The sequence below is a fragment of the Rhodococcus sp. P4_F3_2 genome, assembly GCF_056401335.1.
In genome coordinates this window covers 23,890-39,184 of the sequence record NZ_JBFUJN010000004.1, presented here as the reverse complement: position 1 = coordinate 39,184, position 15,295 = coordinate 23,890, and the positions used below count along the sequence as shown (strand labels likewise).

The following is a 15,295-nucleotide window of genomic DNA, read 5'->3' as shown; positions in this document are numbered from 1 at the left end:
CTCGGAAGGAACCCGATGTTCACCCGTCCTCGCACCGCGACGCTTCTGATCTCTGCCCTGGCCACAGTTGCCCTCCTTGGTACCGCTTGCGGAAGCCCAGATGAAGAATCGACCGAGCAACACTCCGGTGCAACAACATCCGGTATCAACTTGTCGGCCGAGCAGAACCGCATCAGTACCGACAAGGTTGATTCGATTGCAGCGAAGGTCCCTCAGGAGTTCCGCGACCGGGGCACGATCCGAATCACCGGCAACGCTGGAACCGCGCCGCCGTTGCGCTTCTATGCCGACGACGACAAGACGGTCATCGGTTCCGAGACCGACTTCGCGTATTTGATCGCAGAGGTGCTCGGGTTGAAAATCGACCTTCAGGTCGCGGATTGGGCGCAGAATTCAGTGCGGATCGATTCGGGAGATGCAGATGCGTTCATCTCCAACGTGACGGTCACCGAAGAGCGTAAAGAGAAGTACGACTTCGCGACGTACCGCCTCGACACTCTCGCATTCGAAGTCAGAAAGGACAAGAATCTCTCACTCGAGAAGCCGGAAGACATCGCCGGACTGAAGATCGGAGTCGGCGCTGCCACCAATCAGGAGGCATTGCTTGTGAAGTGGAACGAGGACAACGTCGCGGCCGGGCGTGCTCCCGCTGAAATCACCGTGTACCAGAAGACCACTGACTACTACCTGCCGCTGTCTTCCGGTCGAATCGATGCTTACTTCGGCCCCAACCCGTCATCGCAGTTTCACGCTGCACAGACTGGCGAGAACGAAGTGATCGGCCAGTTCTCCGGGGCCGGTGAGGCCGCGTTGGGCCAGATCGGTGTACTGGTCAAGAAAGACAACGGCTTGGTACAACCGATCAGCGAAGCGATAGATCATCTCATCGAAAACGGCACATACGAGCAAGTTCTCGAGCGATGGAAGATCACCAACGAGGCAGTCGACAAGTCGCTGGTCAATCCCCCTGGCCTCCCGAAAACGAACAAATAGGAGAACACCACTGGTGGAGTAAAAGCCGAGTCAGGCCGAAGGACCGGCGTCGACGTCGGTAGTTCCCAGCCGGGCGAACTGCGCCGGGTCACGTCGTTCGAGTCGGGAGCCGAGTAGCCAGCCGACAGCCAAGCTGACCGGTGTGACGGCAACGAGCACCACGTTCACTGCCGTGCCGGCGGCAGTGATCAGCTCCATCTGATCAACGATCAAATACGTTGCGTAGACCAACATCAGGAGAGCGGATGCGGGCGCGATCAAGACTCTCCACACCGAATGCCCACGGCGATCTTTCCAGAAGAAAGCGATGACAGCCGCGGCCGCCATGACCTGAAGCACGACGATGCCGACAATGCCTGGCGAGTTCACCCACAGCAGGAGTTCGAGGTACGGGTCTGCGCCGATGATCACGAACACGACGATCACCACCATCGCGAGGAAACTCTGGACTGCGCTGGCAACGTAGGGCGACTTGTAGACCGGATGTAGTTTGCCCAACGCTCGGGGCAGCACGCGTTCACGCGAGAGCGCAAAGACGTAGCGGGTGATCGCGTTGTGGAACGCGAGCAGACTGGCGAGAATGCTCGTGATGATCAACAGTTCCATCAAGGTGCTCGCCCAACCGCCGACGTACTGCTCGATCGCGTTGAAGTACATGCCGGCGGGATCGGAAGCAGCAAGCGCGAGAGCCTGATCCGGGCCGTACGCCTGAATGATGATCCACACCATGAATGCGTAGAAGAGTCCGAGGAACGCGACGGCAATGTACGTTGCCCGCGGAACCGTCCGAGCGGGATCTTTTGCTTCCTCCCGATACAGGGCGGTGGCTTCGAATCCGATGAACGCAGCGAAGGCCAGAGTCAACACCCCGCCGAGGCCTGGACTGAAAACATTGGAAGGAGCAAAGGATTCGACATCGATTCCGACGGCTCCGCCTTGAAAGAGGACCGCTCCTGCGAGCAGAACCAGAATCCCTGTCTCCGCGGTCAGCAAAAGGATCAAAAATCGCGCCCCGAGGTGTACCGATCGAGATCCGAGAAACCACACCAATCCAACACCCAACAGCGACCACAATCCCCACGGCAGATCTACCCCGACCAGGTCCGCCATAGTGGTTTGGGCGAAATATCCTAGAGCCCCGAAGATTCCGATCTCGAGAGCGTTGTAGGACACCAACGCGAGTACTGCTGCGGCGAGCCCCCAGCGAGGCCCGAGTCCAACTGAAATGTAGGCGTAGAAGGCGCCTGCATTGTGGATGTACTTGCTCATCGCAGTGAAACCGATTGCGAACACTCCCAACGCGAGCCCCGCCAAGATGTATCCGCCCGGAGCCCCGATGCCTGCAATGTTCAAGGCCAGCGGCGCGACCCCTGCCATCACCAGCAATGGAGCCGCGGCGGCCACGACGAAGAAAACGATCCCGGCAGTGCCCAGGACGCCTCCTTGCAACTGCACGGTGGGCGAGGTTTCAGATTTCTTCATGAGGCACTTCTCCAGTGAAGGAAGGGGGCATGACGAGGAGAAAACAGGAACGGGAATCACCGACCGGATTAATCGAATCAGTTTCGATTATGATAGATCCTTGTGACCGGCGCCACAAGGGCATAATCGAATCAACTTCGATTAGAGAGGTGGGACCGTGGGTAGACCTCGTATCGCACGCCTGGACCGCGAACGGATCGCAAAGGCTGCACTGGAACTAGTCGACCGCGACGGCGACTTCACGATGCCTGACCTGGCGAAACACCTGAATGTTCAAGTCTCGTCGATCTATCACCACGCCAAGGGCCGCGCCGCGGTCGTAGACCTGGTTCGTGATCGCGTCGTACGCGAAATCGACGGGTCGGCGTTCGAGCGCTTGCCATGGGACGAAGCGTTCTCCGAGTGGGCGAGGTCGTATCGAGCCGCGTTCAGTCGCCACCCCACTTCCATCCGCCTCCTCGCCACGGAGACGGTACGCGACCCCACGTCACTGTCGGTGTACCGCGCTCCCGCTGCGGGTCTGTGCGAGGCGGGATTCCCGGACGACCACATCTTGGCCGTCATCACTGCATCGGAGAATTTTCTGCTCGGAGCGGCACTGGATGCGGCCGCACCGGAGGTCATGATCGAAGCGGACGCGACAACACCCGACGACGCCCTGACTCGGGCACTTGCCGCGGCACCGAGGGGACCGGCCAGGGCCGAGCAAGCCTTCGAACTCGGCTGGACGGCATTGCTTTCAGGTTTTCGACGCCTCTTGCATGAGGTGCACGAGTAGCCGTCGCGAATCCGGCCGGGCGGTCAATGAACGCGCTTACCCGCCAACCAGGTTCGGGACACGACCAGGTCACTGAGTTCCTTGGACGAAGCAAGGTGGCGGGGATCGACAGGCAGCTGGATCATGTCGGCTCGCATGCCCGGAAGGAGGCGACCCCACGAGTTCTCTTCGAACCCTTGATAGGCGATACCGGCCGAATATGTCGCGAGGGCCCAGTCGAGGCCGACGCGTTCACGAGGCAGCCATCCTTCGCTCGGAACTCCTGCAGACGTCTGGCGGTGAATTGCGGTGGCAATTCCCTTGATCGGTTCGTGGGCCGTGATAGGCCAATCGCTGCCGAATGCCACTCGCGCGCCTCGCTCGGCGAGACTTCCGATGCGATATTGCAGCTCACCGCGGTCGACGCCGATACGCGGAATGGTCAGTTCCGTCATCAGAGGATCGAGCTGAGCCCAGAGCGGCTGGAAATTGGCAATCACGCCCAATGATTCGAACCGGTCAAGGTCGTCGCCGTCAACCAATTGCAGATGCGCGATCGTGGCGCGCCGATCACGCGGGCCATTACATCGATCGACGTATTCGATCGCATCGAGCGCCATGCGTACACCTGCATCACCGATGGCATGGATATGGATCTGAAAGCCCAACCGGTCCACTTCAGCTGCAACCCGACCGAGTTCATCCGTCGTCCAGTTACTGATTCCGTGCGAATGCGGACAGTCCGAGTACGGCGCAAGGAGCGCTGCCGTGCCGGCCTCGATGACACCGTCGGCGAAGAATTTCACCGTTTCGGCTCTGACTGTGTCACCGCCCCGTTCTGCAACTTTCTGCCGAGCCTCGACAAACGCCGGTAGGTCTGCTCTCCAGCTCTCAGGTGTTGCTCGGAAGGCAAGATTCACTCGCGTCGACAGGCGCCCGCTTTCAGCGGTGGCCAGCCAGATCTCGACATCGTCCAACTCGGTCCATGCATCCTGAACCCAAGTGATACCCGCTGCCGCAAGCATTTTCGATGCTGCAGCAAGCGAATCGACTCCGTCGTGAAGTGTCACTTCGGGAAGAAGAGCCAGTACCGGGTTGATCGCTCCCCATTCACGCAGTGTCCCCAGCAACTCGCCGTCAGCTGTTCGCACAATTTCCCCGCCGACCGGATCCGGGGTATCGCGCGTCAGACCGGCGCTCCGAAGCGCGGCGCTGTTGACCCACGCGGTGTGATAGTCCATCGTGCGCAAGACGACGGGCCTGTCCCGCACTACATCGTCGAGCCAGTGGGCGTCGAACAGTCCGCCCGGAGCCAGAGTGGGAGAGACGCCCTCTCCGAAGATGCACTCGGCGCCCGGATTCGCGTCCGCCCAGCGACGCACTTCCCGCACTACCTCGTCGATGCTGTCGCAATCACGAATCTTGGCGCCGCGCATTTCCAGGCCAGCCATCAACGGGTGAACATGGCCGTCGCCGAACGACGGTAGAAGCGCTCCCCCTGCCAAGTCGACAACTTCCGTACGGGCCGACTCCAACGCCCTGGCCGCATCCCCCAAAGCAACAACTCTGCCGCCTGCAACGGCCAATGCGTCACTGACACGGCGGGCCGAGTCCCCCGTACGAATCGTGCCTCCGACGAACAGAAGTTCGGCCTCCACTTCCAGCACCTCCGCAATTAATCGAATTTGATTCGATTAATCTAGACCGCGTTTGTACCGCCGTCAATAGCGGTTCAGGCGTTGCGAATTGAAGGATCTCGGGCGCTGTTCAGCCCGAAAGCTCAGTATCGCGAATAGTGCTGCATCTCCTCACGATCGGCAGCGCAGATGCACTTTCGATCGAGACCGCGGTCGGCTGTCACTGCGCAGAACCGGACGCCGAGCGGATCGTGGGATTCCATACTGTGCTGACACGCAGGGCAGATGGACGGCGTTTTCTGATCCGCGTCTGTCGACTCGGCTTGCCCTGGTGCATTCGACACATCGGACGGGTTCGACGCCATACAGGCGCTCCAGTTCTCGGCCGTTCGACCACAGACCGGGTTGGCGTCGAGGACGACATGGCTTGACCGCGCATATACGAATGACCCTCGACGTACCCCCACGCTACTCGCTTCGGCGCACCGGTTTGTACCAATTTCTGCCACGCGACAATCACCGTCGAGCAGGATAGAACTACAGCACGCACCATTTCCGTGCAGCGTTCGAATCCGTGCAGCATCCGAAGCGAAAGGGCTTCTTGTGAACACTTTCCAACGTGTATCCGCCGCCGTCAACATAGTGGTCCAACCACTGATCGGCGCTCCGATCGTGGGCAAATTACTCGGCCGTTCAATGACCGTCATCACCTACGTCGGCCGCAAATCGGGACGTACCTTCAGCGCGCCCGTGTCCTACAAAAGAAAAGGCGACCATGTGACGATCGGAGTTGCCATGCCGGACAAGAAAAGCTGGTGGCGCAATTTCTATCCGGAACAAGGCCCCATCGTTCTCCAACTGGACGGTATCGATCGTCCTGGCGAAGCCCTCGCACATCGAAAAGGCAAGGGAGTTTACGTTTCGGTCGAACTCGCGCCTACGGACTGAAACGATCGAAACGGCACCGGCGCAATAACATTCACTCCACACTGATCGCCGAGCCGTACCTCGGTGATCCATATCTCGTCGCGATCGGGACCTTTGACTCTGTGCAATCGACACTCGGTCTCGCACCGTTCGACGCGGGTTTTTTGTCGACCGTTTGACGAACAACCCGTCCTTGCCAGTACATTACCGTCCGGTAACATCGATGGCAGGCGCGAGCTGGAAGAGGTGACCACCGTGACGATCGGCATCTATCTGGTCGACGACCACGAGATCGTCCGTCGTGGATTGGCAGACCTGTTGAATCAGGTATCGGGATTCAACGTTGTGGGCGAGGCGTCCGGTGTTCGCRAAGCTTCGGACGGAATACCCGAATGCCGACCCGACGTGGTCGTCATGGACGTCAGACTTCCCGACGGCAACGGTGTGGAACTGTGCCGGGAACTGGCGTCGACCTGTCCGGAAGCGGCCACGTTGATGCTCACGTCGTACTCCGACGACGACGCCCTACTCGACGCCCTGATCGCCGGCGCACGCGGATTCGTCCTCAAGAACATCCGCGGCCACGACCTGGTATCCGCGATCCATACGGTCGCCACCGGCAAATCGCTGTTGAACACTCAGGCGGTGGTCGGTTTGGTCCGGCGCATCCGATCCGAGCAGGAGTCGGGCACTGCGGCAGCACTGTTGACCGATCAGGAACTGTTGATCTTCGAGTTGATCGGCAAGGGGCTGAGCAATCGAGAGATCAGCACGCACGCGGAACTCTCGGAGAAAACAGTCAAGAACTACGTCTCACGCATCCTCGAAAAACTGGGTCTCGAACGTCGAACGCAGGCTGCAGTTCTGGCGACCAAGATTCGTGCGGGCACTGCTTACCCGGATCCATCGGGACAGGCGACCACACACCTACTGACGCCGTCCGGTTCACCATTCTCCGCCACTACAGGCACACACCATGCCAGGTAGCCGCGACGCGCTCATGCTCAGCCTTTTCGGCGACATCGCCGGAAGCGCAGAGCTGACTGCCCTCAACCCGACTGCAATTCCCAAGCTGCTCAGTGCCGTATTGACTGTCGGGTCCACCCTCCAACTCGACGAAACGCTGCAACAGATAGTCGATGTCGCAAGACATGTGCTCGAAGCGGACTACGGTGCGCTCGGCGTGAAGTCTCCCGACGGCCGCTTGTCCCGCTTCATCCATTCCGGTTTGAATCAGGGGCAGGTTGCCAAGATCGGGCATCTTCCCGAAGGTCACGGACTGCTGGGCCTGGTCGTTCAAGAACCTTGTCCGGTTCGAACCGACCGAATCGCCTCACACCCGTCCTCGGCGGGGTTTCCAACCAATCACCCACCGATGGACACGTTTCTCGGTGTTCCGATCTTCGTCAGGGGCGAGGTGTTCGGCAGCATCTACCTCGCGGACAGCTCGGAACGGACTGCATTCGACGACCGTGACGAGGCCGTACTCCAGATTCTGGCAAACGCTGCGAGCATCGCCATCGACAATGCGCGTCTGTTCGAGGAATCCCAAACGCGGGAAGCGTGGCTCAAGGCCGTCGCCGCCGTAAACGCACGCCTGCTCAGTGGAGGATCTCGCGACGAGACACTGGCCGAACTGGTTCGCACGACGCGCCGTCTGACCGACGGCAATCTGGTGTGCATAGTTCGCTACGACCTCGGCGAAGGGCCGGGTGTTCACGTCGCAGAATCCCGGACTCGCGGGATGACCGTCTCGGACGGCACAGTTCTCGATCTTTCCGGAACCGTGATCGACGAAGCTGCCCGCAGCCGGCGAACGATTTCCGCCCCCAGCGCCAGTGCTGTTCCGGCACTGCATGTTTCCAGCGAGGAATCCGTCGTCGCACTCCCATTGTCGGGAACCTCGTTCGGCGGCGGCGTCCTCTTCGCATCACGCCGCAGCGATCGTCCGTGGGGCGTCGATGAGATCGAGCAGCTGACGGCAATGGCCGACATCGCCGCTGTCACTGTCGAATTCGCCGAACAGCAACGAAAAGAGCGACTGGTCGACGTCCTCGAAGATCGAGACCGAATCGCGCGTGATCTTCACGACCACGTCATTCAGCAGTTGTTCGCCACCGGATTGAGTTTGCAGGGGGCATTGCAACGTCCCGGCGACGAGGAAACCATTCGCACGGTGTTGGACAACTCCGTTGATCAACTCGATCGAACGGTCCGCGAAATCCGCACCGCAGTCTTCGACCTCCACACGAGTGAGATGTCGACTCCCACAAGCCTGCGACGCCGATTACTCGACGCCGTCAACGGTCTGTCCGGTCACTCGTCGATCACTCCCAGCGTCACTTTCGAGGGGACCATCGACAGTTCCGTCCCGGCTCGACTCGCCCCGCACGCCGAAGCCGTTGTGCGCGAAGGGTTGAGCAATGCTCTGCGGCACGCCCATGCCAACGCCATCGACGTCACCATCCGGGCAACGGAAGATCTTGTCATCAGCATCGTCGACGACGGTGTGGGAATCGACCAGGCAACCAGAATCCACGGTCTCGACAACCTGGCGACCCGCGCTCGTCAGTGCGGCGGCTCAAGCAACATCACCAGCGAGAACGGCGTCACCGAATTGGTGTGGCGAGTTCCGCTGAGCCCCAGGCGAAGTCCGTTGTCAATCCAGCACCGTTGAGCGTCAGAGCGGATCCAGTTGGGCCTTGAGCAGGCAGAACTCGTTACCTTCTGGATCGGCCAGGACATGCCATTGTTCCTGCCCCGTCTGGCCGATGTCGGCCGGCCGCGCACCAAGACCCAATAGGCGTTCCAGTTCGGCTTCCTGATCGCGGTCGGTGGCGTTGACGTCGATATGCAGGCGGGGCTTACCCTTCTCCGGTTCGTCTCTGCGACTGAGGATGATCGTCGGCTGCGGACCGCCGAACCCTTCGCGCGGGCCGATCTCCAGAGAACCGTCGTGCATTCGATCGAGCACGACGAAGTCCAGGACCTCGCACCAGAACCGCCCCAGAACCTCAGGATCCCGGCAACCGAGCACCAATTCACTGATACGACATGCCATGACAACTCGCTTTCCATCCGCAAGGACAATTGTCTTTCGACCGTACCGGACCACGTGATCTACGCCATGCCGCCCTGTCCGATCCTCGGGACCTTTTCCCCTCGTCCGAGGTCGTGGCCGCCGAGATCATTGCGTTTATGTTCCACAGTCCCAGGAATTCTCGGTATTTCGTCACGTCGATGCGCACAGGCGGCCGTCGTGGTTGATCTCGCGCCCCGGCCGGTCGACGAGGTCGATATCCACGTCGGCGCAACTCCCCGGACCGCTCCGAAGGGTTCGAAACTGGTCGAGATCCTGAGGACCACCGATCACAAGATGATCGGGCTGATGTACATCGTGACATCGTTTGCCTTCTTCCTGATCGGCGGACTGATGGCGCTGCTCATGCGCATGGAATTGACTGTCCCGGGAATGCAATTCCTGTCAAACGAGCAGTACAACCAGTTGTTCACCATGCACGGCACGATCATGCTCTTGCTGTACGCGACCCCGGTCTTCTTCGGATTCGCCAACTACCTCATGCCGCTGCAGATCGGCTCGCCGGACGTGTGTTTCCCGCGGCTCAATGCGTTCAGCTACTGGTTGTATCTCTTCGGCGGCCTGATCGCCTCCGCCGGGTTCGTAACACCCGGTGGTGCAGCAGATTTCGGCTGGACCGCTTACGTGCCACTCACCAGCGAACTCCACTCCCCCGGTATGGGTGCCGACCTGTGGATCATCGGGCTTACTCTCGGCGGCGTCGGCACCATCCTCGGCGCAGTCAACATCGTTTCGACGATCGTCTGCCTGCGGGCCCCCGGGATGACGATGTTCCGCATGCCGATCTTCACGTGGAATGCGCTGGTCGCCAGCATGCTGATCCTCCTCGTTTTTCCGCTGCTCGCTGCTGCCTTGATCGGGCTCTGGGTAGACCGGCACCTGGGAGCGCATTTGTTCGACCCCGCGACAGGTGGAGTCATGTTGTGGCAGCACCTGTTCTGGTTCTTCGGCCATCCCGAGGTCTACATTCTGGCGCTTCCGTTCTTTGGCATAGTCTCCGAGATCTTCCCTGTCTTCAGCCGCAAGCCGATCTTCGGATACACCGGATTGGTCTACGCAACACTGGGAATTGCAGCTCTGTCGATCGCTGTGTGGGCGCACCACATGTACGCAACCGGCGCCGTTCTCCTCCCCTACTTCTCGTTCATGACCTTCTTGATCGCAGTTCCCACCGGAGTCAAGTTCTTCAACTGGATCGGCACGATGTGGAAGGGGCAGTTGACTTTCGAGTCGCCGATGCTGTTCTCCGTCGGCTTCCTGGTCACATTCCTGTTCGGCGGACTCTCCGGCGTAATTCTCGCAAGCCCGCCCCTGGACTTTCATGTCACCGACTCGTACTTTGTTGTCGCGCATTTCCACTACGTCCTCTTCGGAACAATCGCGTTCGCGACATACGCCGGAATTTATTTCTGGTTCCCGAAAATGACCGGCCGGATGTTGGACGAGAGGCTCGCCAAGATCCATTTCTGGTTGACTCTGATCGGCTTTCACGCGACATTTCTCGTCCAGCATTGGCTCGGCGCTCAGGGTATGCCTCGGCGGTACGCGGATTACCTGCCGTCGGACAATTTCACTCTTCTCAACACGATCTCGACCGTCGGCGCGTTTGTGCTCGGAGCCTCGACGATTCCGTTCATCTGGAACGTTTTCAAGAGCTATCGGTACGGACGGATCGTGACGGTCGACGATCCCTGGGGATTCGGAAACTCACTCGAATGGGCGACGTCCTGCCCTCCACCACGACACAACTTCACCGAACTCCCCCGAATCCGCAGTGAGCGGCCGGCATTCGAACTGCACTACCCCCACATGGTCGAGAGGATGCGCGACGAGGCGCACGTCGGACTGCTTGGTCACAAGCCGGTTTCCACGGTAAGCACAGAGGTGAAATGACATGAATGACGGCACGAAGTATCGAGCTTGGGCAGAAAGTCAGCAGGTTGAACGCCGAGCGAAACCCGGCCATCTCCTGATGCCGTTGCTCGTCCTCATGTTCGCAGTCACGACGCTCGTGTGGTTGCCCCTGACAACTGCCGCTTGCTCGATAGTGGTTGCAGGATTGCTGTTCGGCACTGTCCTGCAAGCCAGTTCGCATTCAACAGAACCTTCGACAGACATAACGCGAGGAGCTCGGAATGACCTCCCAACTTTCGACTGACGTCTTCACCTCGGAGTGGTCCGCAGACGGAGCGGTCGTCGTGTGCATCGATGGATCCCCGCTGCGCACCGACGTGATCACGTGGGCGGCCGAGTTCGCGCATCGCCACAGTCTCTGGATGCGAATAGTTTTCGTAGCTCCGAACACCGCAGATCCGAACACCGGCGATCCGAATACCTCGGCATCACCGACCGGCCTGTTCATGGAAGCCATTCAGATCGCAGAGTCGGTGTCGCCAGATCTTCGGATCCGGACCGATCTGATCTCCGGGGAGAACACCGCAATCCTCACCGCGTTGACGTCCGAGGCCGCCTTGATCGTCAACCCCTTGATCGTCACTCAACAGGACGATCTCACTGCACCCGCCCCGGCATGTTCATTCGCAACAGTCGGAACTTCGTGTGAAAGCCAGGCTACGGCTGATCTTCCCGTTGTCGTCGGTTTGGACGGAAGCGCCTACAGCGAAAGCGCTCTGGCCATTGCATTCAAGGAAGCCGAGGCCGCGAACACCGAACTGGTCGTCGTGCACGCTGTCCCGCCGGAGGCCGAGCTGAGTCGAAACTTCGAAGCCGGGCACGCGCCCCAGCATTCGACGCCGCTGACGTGGCAACTTTCAGGTTGGGCCACGCTCTACCCCGGCGTCACCATCCGACAGATCGAGTACGACGGCCCTTCGGTTGCCATTCTGGAACAACTCTCCACCGAGGCACGGCTTCTCGTCGTGGGCCGGCGCGGCCGAGGTTCGTTCGACGACACCGCTCTCGGCACCACGAGCAGTGCAATGATTCGAAAAGCTCACTGCCCGGTCATCGTTGCGAGCGAAGCCTGAATTGGATCCTCGCTCGGTCAGAAGCCGTAACTGTGGATGGGTGCGAGCTGACCGGCGTGGTGGGCTTCGATCACGAAACGCTCGTGGTCGACCAACTTCTCCGGGAGTTCGTCAACCGGCCACCACCGCAGATCTGCAGATTTCAACGGCTCCATCCGGCGTGGTTCACCCGACCACGTGCGGCATTCGTAGAAGAAGTCCACTCGATGATCCACCGGGTCGACCCCTTCCGCATGTCGGCGATGCAACACGGTGAGTGGCTTCAGTTCCGAGGAAAGCAGCTCCACGCCAAGTTCTTCCGCGGCCTCCCTGACAGCCGCATCGAGTGCCGACTCCCCCAGTTCGACGTGTCCCGCAGCAGCGTGAGCCCAGTATCCGTCCATGAAACCGGTGCCCTCACGCAACTGCAACAGCACCTCCGGCCGTTGCGCCGGGTTGCTTCGACGAAACATCACGTACACCCGCGAGAACAAAGCTCGCGGGGCGCCGACGGCTAATCTGCTGAATCAGTTGACGTCGAACCTGTCGAGGTCCATCACCTTGGTCCAGGCGGCAGCGAAGTCCTCGGCGAACTTCTGCTTCGCGTCTTCGCTGGCGTACACCTCGGAGAGTGCGCGCAGTTGCGAATTCGATCCGAAAACAAGGTCGACCGCAGTTGCCGTGTACTTCGGAGCTCCAGTCGCCCGATCAACCCCGTCGTAGACGTTCTCATCCGTCTTCGACGGCTTCCACTCGGTACCCATGTCGAGAAGGTTGACGAAGAAATCGTTGGTCAACGTCTCGGGACGGTCGGTGAACACCCCGTGGCCGGTCTTGCCGAAGTTCGCGTTCAGCGCGCGAAGTCCGCCGACCAGAACTGTCACCTCGGGCGGGGTCAGCGACAGCATGTACGCGCGGTCGACCAACAGAATCTCTGCCGGAATCTTCTCCCCTCCCTTGAGGTAGTTCCGGAATCCGTCGGCCCGGGGTTCGAGTACCTCGAACGAGTCGACGTCTGTCTGCTCCTGAGTCGCATCCGTACGTCCCGGCGTGAACGAGACCGTGATGTCTTGTCCGGCGTTCTTCGCGGCCTGCTCGACTGCCGCTGTACCACCCAGAACGATCAGGTCGGCAAGTGAAACCTTGGCTCCACCAGCCTGGTTGAATTCCTGCTGAACTCGCTCGAGGGTCTGAAGCACCGCGGAGAGGGCTGCGGGCTCGTTGACTTCCCAGTTCTTCTGCGGCTCCAGGCGAATTCGAGCACCGTTGGCGCCGCCGCGCATGTCAGTGCTGCGGAAGCTCGCGGCCGACGCCCACGCGGTCGACACCAACTGTGAGACGGACAGCCCGGAATCGAGAAGTCGACTCTTGAGGATCGCGATGTCCGCGTCCCCGATCAGTTGATCATCGGCCGAGGGAACGGGGTCCTGCCACAACTGCGGTTCGGGAACCCACGGTCCAAGGTAGCGCGTGACCGGTCCCATGTCGCGATGCAGGAGCTTGTACCAAGCCTTGGCGAACTCTTCAGCGAATTCTTCGGGATGATCGAGCCAACGCCGTGTGATTTTCTCGTACGTCGGATCCAGGCGTAGGGAGAGGTCGGTGGTCAGCATCGTCGGAGTACGTCCGGCCGACGAATCGAACGGATCCGGGATCGTGCCGGCCCCCGCGCCATCCTTCGGGATCCACTGCCAGGCACCCGCCGGGCTCTTGGTCAGCTCCCAGTCGTATCCGTACAGAATCTCCAGGAAAGTGTTGTCCCACTTCGTCGGAGTGGGAGTCCACACGACCTCGAGACCACTGGTGATCGCGTCCTTACCCACGCCCGTACCGAAGGCGCTCTTCCAGCCCAGTCCCTGTTGCTCGACGGGTGCGCCTTCCGGTTCGGGTCCGACGAGGTCGGCCGGACCGGCACCGTGTGTCTTGCCGAAGGTGTGGCCGCCGGCGATCAGCGCGGCCGTTTCCACGTCGTTCATCGCCATGCGAGCGAAGGTTTCTCGGATGTCGCGGGCGGCCGCTACCGGGTCCGGTTGTCCGTTGGGTCCTTCGGGATTGACGTAGATCAGGCCCATCTGAACTGCGCCGAGCGGTCCGGACAGCTCACGGTCTCCGCTGTAGCGCTCGTCGCCGAGCCAGGTGTCCTCAGGACCCCAGTAGATCTCCTCGGGCTCCCAGATGTCTTCTCGGCCGAAGCCGAAGCCGAAGGTCTTGAACCCCATCGACTCCAGAGCGCAGTTGCCTGCGAACACCAGCAGGTCGGCCCAGGAAACCTGCTTTCCATACTTCTGCTTGACCGGCCAGAGCAGGCGACGTGCCTTGTCGAGGCTGGCGTTGTCCGGCCAACTGTTGAGCGGGGCGAAACGCTGAGCGCCCTGACCGCCACCGCCGCGGCCGTCTGCGATGCGATAGGTGCCGGCAGCATGCCAGCTCATACGCACGAAGAGTCCGCCGTAGTGTCCGTAGTCGGCCGGCCACCAATCCTGCGACGCCGTCATCAACGCGATGACGTCGCGCTTGAGTGCCTCGACATCGAGTTTGGCGAATTCCTGGGCGTAATCGAAGTCGGCACCCATGGGATTGGATTTCGACGAATGCGAATGCAGGACAGAGAGATCCGGCTGATTCGGCCACCAGTCGCTGTTCGTTCTCGGACGATTCCCGGTAGGTGTCGGAGACGGGATTGCGGGGTTTTCACTTTCGCTGGTGCTCTCGGTGTTTCCATCGTGAGCAACCGGGCAACTATCGGACACGGTAATCCCTCCATGAGCGAGTAGAACGGACTTCGATCACGGGTGTGATCGCAAACTCTGAGTTGTCGAACAGTCGGCACACAGGCCCCAGTAAATGACCTCGGCTTCATCGAGGACGAAGCCGTTGCGCGCCGACGGCGTCAAACACGGTGCCTCTCCGACTGCGCAGTCGACATCGGCAACGACCCCGCAGGACCGGCAGACGACGTGATGGTGGTTGTCGCCGACGCGGGACTCGTACAGCGCCACCGATCCGGACGGTTGGATCCGCCGTATCAGCCCGGCGTCGGTGAGAGCGTGCAACACGTCGTAGACCGCCTGCCGAGATACCCCCGGCAAAACTGCCCGCACAGCATCTAAAATCGTCTCGGTGGCTGCATGTGGGCGTGCATGCACAACCTCGAGCACCGTGACTCTGGGACGAGTCACGCGAAGCTCAGCGTTACGCAGTTGGGCTGCATAATCCGGCGTCGAAGGCACCTTTCCACTATTGCGCAATCTTCTGGACTGAACCCAGACTTTCGCGAAATTCTTGCCCGATCGAGCTAATGGCCCTGCGAACAATCCGTCCGGTCACCCGTCACCGCAACAAGTACAACGCAGGCTCGCCCGCGAGCCCCGAGTTATCGTCCGACACCAGAACCTAAATGCGGCGGTGGTCGGGCGACTCCGTTCATTTTCGT

Annotated in this window: 14 protein-coding genes; 7 read left to right on the top strand and 7 right to left on the bottom strand. The window is 60.5% G+C overall.

Going from position 1 to position 15,295, the window contains the following annotated elements; translation table 11 throughout:
- Window positions 1-15 precede the first annotated feature (15 nt).
- Complete coding sequence (locus AC1DWA_RS05370; protein WP_020968685.1) at window positions 16-993, top strand: ABC transporter substrate-binding protein; 978 nt, start codon at window positions 16-18, stop codon at window positions 991-993.
- 30 nt (window positions 994-1,023) lie between these two features.
- On the opposite strand, the gene AC1DWA_RS05365 is transcribed toward AC1DWA_RS05370, so the two are convergent.
- Window positions 1,024-2,475 carry an APC family permease gene (locus AC1DWA_RS05365; protein WP_046378074.1) on the bottom strand — a complete coding sequence of 484 codons (1,452 nt, stop codon included), beginning with the start codon at window positions 2,473-2,475 and terminating at the stop codon, window positions 1,024-1,026.
- Window positions 2,476-2,632: 157 nt separating this feature from the next.
- Here AC1DWA_RS05365 and AC1DWA_RS05360 point away from each other — a divergent pair, with 157 nt between their 5' ends.
- Window positions 2,633-3,253 carry a TetR/AcrR family transcriptional regulator gene (locus AC1DWA_RS05360; protein ID WP_020968683.1) on the top strand — a complete coding sequence of 207 codons (621 nt, stop codon included), beginning with the start codon at window positions 2,633-2,635 and terminating at the stop codon, window positions 3,251-3,253.
- 23 nt (window positions 3,254-3,276) lie between these two features.
- On the opposite strand, the gene AC1DWA_RS05355 is transcribed toward AC1DWA_RS05360, so the two are convergent.
- Together AC1DWA_RS05355 and AC1DWA_RS05350 are read right to left on the bottom strand one after the other, a co-directional pair.
- Complete coding sequence (locus AC1DWA_RS05355) at window positions 3,277-4,890, bottom strand: amidohydrolase (protein WP_080910216.1); 1,614 nt, start codon at window positions 4,888-4,890, stop codon at window positions 3,277-3,279.
- Between the two features lie 122 nt (window positions 4,891-5,012).
- Entirely contained in the window at window positions 5,013-5,234 is a 222-nt protein-coding gene (locus tag AC1DWA_RS05350) for an RGCVC family protein (RefSeq protein WP_019747515.1), read from the bottom strand.
- A gap of 238 nt (window positions 5,235-5,472) precedes the next feature.
- On the opposite strand from AC1DWA_RS05350, the gene AC1DWA_RS05345 reads away from it, so the two are divergent.
- From AC1DWA_RS05345 to AC1DWA_RS05335, 3 genes are all read left to right on the top strand, one after another.
- Window positions 5,473-5,817 carry a PNPOx family protein gene (locus AC1DWA_RS05345; protein ID WP_070797288.1) on the top strand — a complete coding sequence of 115 codons (345 nt, stop codon included), beginning with the start codon at window positions 5,473-5,475 and terminating at the stop codon, window positions 5,815-5,817.
- Window positions 5,818-6,051: 234 nt separating this feature from the next.
- Window positions 6,052-6,783: a response regulator transcription factor gene (locus tag AC1DWA_RS05340; RefSeq protein WP_477916502.1), complete on the top strand. Its 732-nt coding sequence runs from the start codon at window positions 6,052-6,054 to the stop codon at window positions 6,781-6,783.
- Window positions 6,773-8,473: a sensor histidine kinase gene (locus tag AC1DWA_RS05335; protein ID WP_021343146.1), complete on the top strand. Its 1,701-nt coding sequence runs from the start codon at window positions 6,773-6,775 to the stop codon at window positions 8,471-8,473. Before AC1DWA_RS05340 ends, AC1DWA_RS05335 begins: the two co-directional genes overlap by 11 nt.
- Window positions 8,474-8,476: 3 nt before the next feature.
- Here the strand turns inward: AC1DWA_RS05335 and AC1DWA_RS05330 are convergent, their stop codons facing one another.
- A complete protein-coding gene (locus AC1DWA_RS05330; protein WP_020906510.1) occupies window positions 8,477-8,857 on the bottom strand; it encodes a VOC family protein in 381 nt (126 codons plus the stop codon).
- Between the two features lie 198 nt (window positions 8,858-9,055).
- Here AC1DWA_RS05330 and ctaD point away from each other — a divergent pair, with 198 nt between their 5' ends.
- Complete coding sequence (gene ctaD / locus AC1DWA_RS05325; RefSeq protein WP_477845720.1) at window positions 9,056-10,789, top strand: aa3-type cytochrome oxidase subunit I; 1,734 nt, start codon at window positions 9,056-9,058, stop codon at window positions 10,787-10,789.
- A gap of 242 nt (window positions 10,790-11,031) precedes the next feature.
- Window positions 11,032-11,883: a universal stress protein gene (locus tag AC1DWA_RS05320; protein WP_021343144.1), complete on the top strand. Its 852-nt coding sequence runs from the start codon at window positions 11,032-11,034 to the stop codon at window positions 11,881-11,883.
- Window positions 11,884-11,900: 17 nt separating this feature from the next.
- Here AC1DWA_RS05320 and AC1DWA_RS05315 read toward each other — a convergent pair whose 3' ends face one another.
- The 3 genes from AC1DWA_RS05315 to AC1DWA_RS05305 are packed head-to-tail and all read right to left on the bottom strand — an operon-like array spanning window position 11,901 to window position 15,092.
- Window positions 11,901-12,335: an NUDIX domain-containing protein gene (locus AC1DWA_RS05315; protein WP_202023098.1), complete on the bottom strand. Its 435-nt coding sequence runs from the start codon at window positions 12,333-12,335 to the stop codon at window positions 11,901-11,903.
- Window positions 12,336-12,389: 54 nt separating this feature from the next.
- Window positions 12,390-14,612 (bottom strand): catalase/peroxidase HPI, encoded by a 2,223-nt coding sequence (katG, locus tag AC1DWA_RS05310; RefSeq protein ID WP_477845719.1) that lies wholly within the window; start codon window positions 14,610-14,612, stop codon window positions 12,390-12,392.
- 36 nt (window positions 14,613-14,648) lie between these two features.
- Window positions 14,649-15,092: a Fur family transcriptional regulator gene (locus AC1DWA_RS05305; RefSeq protein ID WP_197941424.1), complete on the bottom strand. Its 444-nt coding sequence runs from the start codon at window positions 15,090-15,092 to the stop codon at window positions 14,649-14,651.
- Between the last annotated feature and the right edge of the window lie 203 nt (window positions 15,093-15,295).

What these genes read in the sequence shown, in the direction of transcription:
- AC1DWA_RS05335 (WP_021343146.1), top strand. Translation starts at nt 6,773, where the DNA reads ATGCCAGGTAGCCGCGACGCGCTCATGCTCAGCCTTTTCGGCGACATC.
- AC1DWA_RS05370 (WP_020968685.1), top strand. Translation starts at nt 16, where the DNA reads ATGTTCACCCGTCCTCGCACCGCGACGCTTCTGATCTCTGCCCTGGCC.
- AC1DWA_RS05320 (WP_021343144.1), top strand. Translation starts at nt 11,032, where the DNA reads ATGACCTCCCAACTTTCGACTGACGTCTTCACCTCGGAGTGGTCCGCA.
- AC1DWA_RS05315 (WP_202023098.1), bottom strand. Translation starts at nt 12,335, where the DNA reads ATGTTTCGTCGAAGCAACCCGGCGCAACGGCCGGAGGTGCTGTTGCAG.
- AC1DWA_RS05350 (WP_019747515.1), bottom strand. Translation starts at nt 5,234, where the DNA reads ATGGCGTCGAACCCGTCCGATGTGTCGAATGCACCAGGGCAAGCCGAG.
- AC1DWA_RS05365 (WP_046378074.1), bottom strand. Translation starts at nt 2,475, where the DNA reads ATGAAGAAATCTGAAACCTCGCCCACCGTGCAGTTGCAAGGAGGCGTC.
- AC1DWA_RS05330 (WP_020906510.1), bottom strand. Translation starts at nt 8,857, where the DNA reads ATGGCATGTCGTATCAGTGAATTGGTGCTCGGTTGCCGGGATCCTGAG.